Below are 4,671 nucleotides of genomic sequence, written 5' to 3' on the forward strand. Positions count from 1 at the left end.
ACGTCCACCAAGAATGGCGCCTTGTGCTTTTAAATCACGCAAATAGGCATTGACGCTTTCACTGACATCATTCATGTAGGTCTTTTTGATATTGCGGTCGACAGCCCATAGATGTCCGCGCAAAATGGCATCATTGATCATATCTGCGGTGCGTACTACGGATAAGAAAGCAAATTTTGTATCGCTTGAGAGGGTGCGATTACCCCAGAGGCGATAACCATTTTCGCGGATAATTGTTGTGATGTTTTGTTCGTTAAGAAGGTTGGCGCGGCTTGATCTATCACCAATGGAAAAATCAATGGGGCGCGTAATACCAACAATGCCATTGATCACTTTGTTTGAAGGTGAATGCCAAAAACCGTGTGTAAAATCAGTTTTGGCAATGACACCTGCAACTGCTGCACTTGCTGGCTGTTCTATGATTTTTCCATCACGATTCACCTTTACAAAAGGGTCAACGATAATAGCGCGTTTTGAATCAAAATCCTTTGCTGTGCTAAGAGCGGCTTCATCTGTTGTGTTGGGTGCATCAAGCACCACAATAGCACGCAGACGCTCTGCAATGCCAATGAGTTCTGCTGCGACGGGGTTGGCAGTTGCACTAGTTCCATTCTCTTCAATATTCACACTGGAAGGGCGTTGATGTGTAAAGCCTGGCGCAATCAGAATGCGTGGTGTTTGTCCTACAATGGATTGTGCTCCAATGAAAGCATGAACACCTTCATAAGCACCATTTGCGTTTACACCACCCAGAATATTGGTGAGTGTTGCATTTTCGTTGTCACCCTCGTTCACGCGTACGACAACGACAATTGCTCCTACTTGTTTAAAAATAAGATCAAGGGCATTGGGTAAGGTACCTTGACGCTTACCCGTTTTATCGAGTTTTGCAGCTTGTGAAAGAGAGCCCGAAATCAAAACCGGTGTATTAAGGGGAAATGCTCGGTCATCGGCATCGGGTGCTGTGCCAACAATCCCGATAACTGCAGACTGAACCGCGCGAAGGGGGCGGGTGCCGTCGTCAACCTCAACGACTTCAACACCGTGTAGAAAACCTATTGCCATACTTTATGCTCCTTTAAATGAGGGGTGAATTAAAATGAATGGGAAAAATGAGGGTTGGATTTGAAATCGCACCCTTTAAAACAGCAAATCATAAGGATTTTGGTTCACTCGCATTTCAAATGCGAGTGAATAGTAAAGGGTAGCATTTCAAATGCGATCCTTTGAAAACAACAATATGTAAAATAATTTTTTAAAAGCATATTGACACTAATAAACCCTCATGTTAATCGAATCATAAGTGCTAGAAACACTAAACCATTAGCGGATAGGTCACGTAAGATCTCTCCCATGCATTTAAAATACTGATTGTCTTTTATGCTATTATTGGCATATAACGATTTTGTCGGGTGTAGCTATGCTATACAATACCTTCTCACGAGGGGAAGACATAGCGACGGACTAATGGCCGTGTTTCTAACGCCCGGCACCCTTGGGGGTGTCAATAGAGACATTAAAACCATTAGGAGTTCATCATGAACAATTTAGTGACAATCAACAATGCTGGTATTGCTGTTACAACTTCTTTAAAAATTGCAGAGGGTGTGGGTAATACGCATAAAACAGTTATACAGTTAGTACGCAATAATCGTAAGGATTTTGAAGAGTTTGGTTCACTTGGATTTGAAATCCAAGTGAGTAAAAGAGACGGTAAAGGTGGTCAAAAGAGAGAAGTTGCTATTCTCAACGAACCACAAGCCACTCTACTCATGACCTATATGCGTAACAATGATACGGTGCGTGCATTCAAAAAAGCCCTCGTCAAAGCTTTCTATGATTTAAAAAACCAATTAATTGATAATGATCGTGATACACGCTTTGATTTTCCAAGCAACTGGGATGAAATGGGACCTACTGAAAAAGCTGTTTATATTTATGGACCGCTTCACATGCATCTTGTTAAAGCCTTTACATTAGCAGAAGAGAGCAAACATTATAAAACGCTTGTTGAAGAAGCCAAGCGAGTTTTAGTAAGCCCTGTTGTAAAAGTAGCTTAAGTTTAAAAACATGATTTTATCTCCTCGTCTTTGAGGCGGGGAGGTAGTTAATGGCTCTGTTCCATTTGTATATCCACTTTATTAGCTGTTAATGTTGGAATAGAAGAGACATCAATGTCCCTCAAGGCATGCCATGTATCATAATTGGCTTGAAGCTGTAGCCAAAGGGCTGGTCCATTTCCTAACAATTTACCAATGCGAGCTGCTGTTACGGCTGTGACTGGACGTTCTCCTTTAAGGATACCGTGCAAGTGCTGGCGTGATATTTGAAGAATCCTAGCAATTTCGGTTTTGCTTGCATTTAAATGTTCTAAGGATTCAGCTAAAATTTCTCCTGGATGAGAAGGACAACGATTAGGATTACGTGTGGTCATGGATAGTTTCCTTTACAAATCTTAAAACCTTCAGTGGTATTGCTCTAGATCAACATGGTAAACGTGTCTGTCTTTAAATTCAAAAGTGATACACCAAGGACCATTGATATGAATTGTGTAGCGAGTTGGAGTAAAGCCTTTAAGCATATGAAAATTATAACCTGGTACATTGATATCACTAACTTGAGAAGCAGCGTCAAGGGCATCAAGACGGCGAATAATACGCTGTTGAAGCCTGCTATCAATCTTACTTTTTCCTGTTTCCCAGAGAGATTGGAGGTCTTTATTTTTAAATGTTTTGATCATAGCAAACTCAACAACTTTATTTTAAGTAAGATGTAATGTATTAAGTGACAATTGTCAACAAAAATGTTACAATTTAATATGATTGATGCCAACACTGTAGAACTAAAGGAATTTAAGAAATGAATATCAAACCAATTCGTACAGAGAGAGATTATCAAGAAGCTTTAGAGATTGTGTCTGCGATGTTTGACAATCAACCTAAAGAGAATACTCCAGAATTTGATCAAATGGAGGTTCTTGTGTTGTTGATTGAAGCGTATGAAGCAGAACACTACCCTGTTTCTCCTCCTCATCCTATTGAGGCTATTAAATTTAGAATGGAACAAATGAACTTAAGTGCTAAAGATCTTGTTCCTGCGATTGGTCATTTAAATCGCGTTTACGAGATATTGAGTGGTAAAAGAAAATTAACACTGCGCATGATTAAAAACTTGCACCAACAGTTCAATATTCCACTAGAAAGCCTAATAGCCTAGACTTGATTATCTTTCTCTTGTGGTTCTTTTATGGGCTCTACGGGTATATCTGTTTCTGTCATTTCAGTAGATGAGAGCTGTTTTGTGTTTTCATCAACAATAGGAGGAGAGAACACTCCATCCTTATAAGTCCAGCCGATCTGCGCTTCACTTGAGGGGATAGCTTCACCATCAAAGGCATGGACATAGTCTTCTGAGGCTACAATAATATTTGTTACCACACCATTTTCAACAACTGCATATTTCATAAAAAACTCCTAGATAAAAAATCTCAACAAGATTGCTCCGTCACCACCATTGCCGCCATCTCCACCAGATTTTCCTGGAAAGTAGCCACCGCCACCGCCGCTGGTAAAACCATTTCCATCACCACCATTGCCGCCTTTCCCACTGTAACCCCCTTTTGCGATACCATCACTGCAACCACCACCAGCCCCCCCATAAATAGAGCTTCCACCATGTCCAATGTTTGTTTTGTAGACAATAAAGGGGCCGTCGTTACTTCTATAGTATGCGTAGCCACCACCACTCCCGCCACCGAAAGTAGAACTGCTACCATTAACATTACTGTTACTAGAGTAGTAGCTGCCACCGCTACCGCCGTGACCACTGCTGTTGGCACTTCCTTCACTGCCACTAGTTCCGTATCCATAATATCCACCACCTCCGCCACCGCCTGCGGTAAGAAGTCCCTGAATTATTGTTTGACCACCTATGCCTCCCCTCTCGTTATTACCGCCTTTCCCACCACGTCCAATTTGAGCATTTTTTGAGTTTTCCAGCTGGTATCCTTTGATTTTAATACGTACGCAACCGCCGCCACCTCCACCACCGCCTTTTATATTACTGCCGCCTCCACCGCCACCCCACGCCCATATTTCAATATCGGTGTAGCTAGTAACACTATCAGGAAATGGAATGGTACCACTTTCTGTCATGAGGATTTCAAGGGGATTAAGCGCGGTAACTTCTTTCAGTTTTGCAATCTCATTGCGTATTTTTTGAAGAACAGTGGTAGCCTCATCTTTTGTGTAAAGTGCCTTACCATCAACAGTTGCTGGACCTTTAAGCATGCTTCCACTTGCACTTAGACTTGTCACAACTTTATTATTGTGGGTGAGATTAAACGACGAATTACCCAACAGTTCTAAGCCACCACTCATAGTGACTTTGCTGGTAAATTTATTATAATTCTGCCATTCATTTGGGCTGGCTAAGCGTCCATAGCTTGTGAGATCTTCGTTGATCTTGGCTCTAAAATCGTCAAGACCCACGATATCTTCTGTTTTATGTTGATGCGCGCCTAACAGAGAGATAGCACTCCCAAAGGTGAAGTTATTGTTGCTTGATTTATAGAGAACATAATTATTTGCGGCATCTTTTGCGCCTTCGATATCGCTTAAATCAGCAAATGAGAAAGTTTTATCCGCTGCCATTTTGCCATTGAGAGCGCTT

The 4,671-nt window shown here is 41.6% G+C and carries 7 protein-coding genes; 2 read left to right on the forward strand and 5 right to left on the reverse strand.

Annotated features, from left to right (window positions below):
• Window positions 1-1,065, reverse strand: a 1,065-nt coding sequence (locus ACFIK7_RS02685) for a phage tail sheath subtilisin-like domain-containing protein (protein WP_375662894.1), incomplete at its 3' end; no start/stop codon positions are given.
• A gap of 473 nt (window positions 1,066-1,538) precedes the next feature.
• Here ACFIK7_RS02685 and ACFIK7_RS02690 point away from each other — a divergent pair.
• On the forward strand, window positions 1,539-2,060 hold the full coding sequence (locus tag ACFIK7_RS02690) for a Rha family transcriptional regulator (protein WP_273791639.1): 522 nt from the start codon (window positions 1,539-1,541) through the stop codon (window positions 2,058-2,060).
• A 47-nt stretch (window positions 2,061-2,107) separates the two neighbouring features.
• Here ACFIK7_RS02690 and ACFIK7_RS02695 read toward each other — a convergent pair whose 3' ends face one another.
• Window positions 2,108-2,434: a HigA family addiction module antitoxin gene (locus tag ACFIK7_RS02695; RefSeq protein ID WP_273791640.1), complete on the reverse strand. Its 327-nt coding sequence runs from the start codon at window positions 2,432-2,434 to the stop codon at window positions 2,108-2,110.
• Between the two features lie 30 nt (window positions 2,435-2,464).
• A complete protein-coding gene (locus tag ACFIK7_RS02700; RefSeq protein ID WP_273791641.1) occupies window positions 2,465-2,740 on the reverse strand; it encodes a type II toxin-antitoxin system RelE/ParE family toxin in 276 nt (91 codons plus the stop codon).
• 119 nt (window positions 2,741-2,859) lie between these two features.
• Between ACFIK7_RS02700 and ACFIK7_RS02705 the strand changes: the two genes are divergently transcribed.
• Window positions 2,860-3,216 carry a type II toxin-antitoxin system HigA family antitoxin gene (locus ACFIK7_RS02705; protein ID WP_375613954.1) on the forward strand — a complete coding sequence of 119 codons (357 nt, stop codon included), beginning with the start codon at window positions 2,860-2,862 and terminating at the stop codon, window positions 3,214-3,216.
• On the opposite strand, the gene ACFIK7_RS02710 is transcribed toward ACFIK7_RS02705, so the two are convergent.
• Both ACFIK7_RS02710 and ACFIK7_RS02715 read right to left on the reverse strand, forming a co-directional pair.
• Entirely contained in the window at window positions 3,213-3,464 is a 252-nt protein-coding gene (locus tag ACFIK7_RS02710; protein ID WP_375657902.1) for a hypothetical protein, read from the reverse strand. The two genes, ACFIK7_RS02705 and ACFIK7_RS02710, sit on opposite strands and share 4 nt — an antisense overlap.
• Before the next feature lie 9 nt (window positions 3,465-3,473).
• A partial coding sequence (locus tag ACFIK7_RS02715) for a Bgr_08870 family protein (RefSeq protein ID WP_375662895.1) occupies window positions 3,474-4,671 on the reverse strand: 1,198 nt, incomplete at its 5' end.

The organism is Bartonella sp. CL266QHHD (assembly GCF_042195355.1).
In the GTDB taxonomy this organism is placed as follows: Bacteria; Pseudomonadota; Alphaproteobacteria; order Rhizobiales; family Rhizobiaceae; genus Bartonella.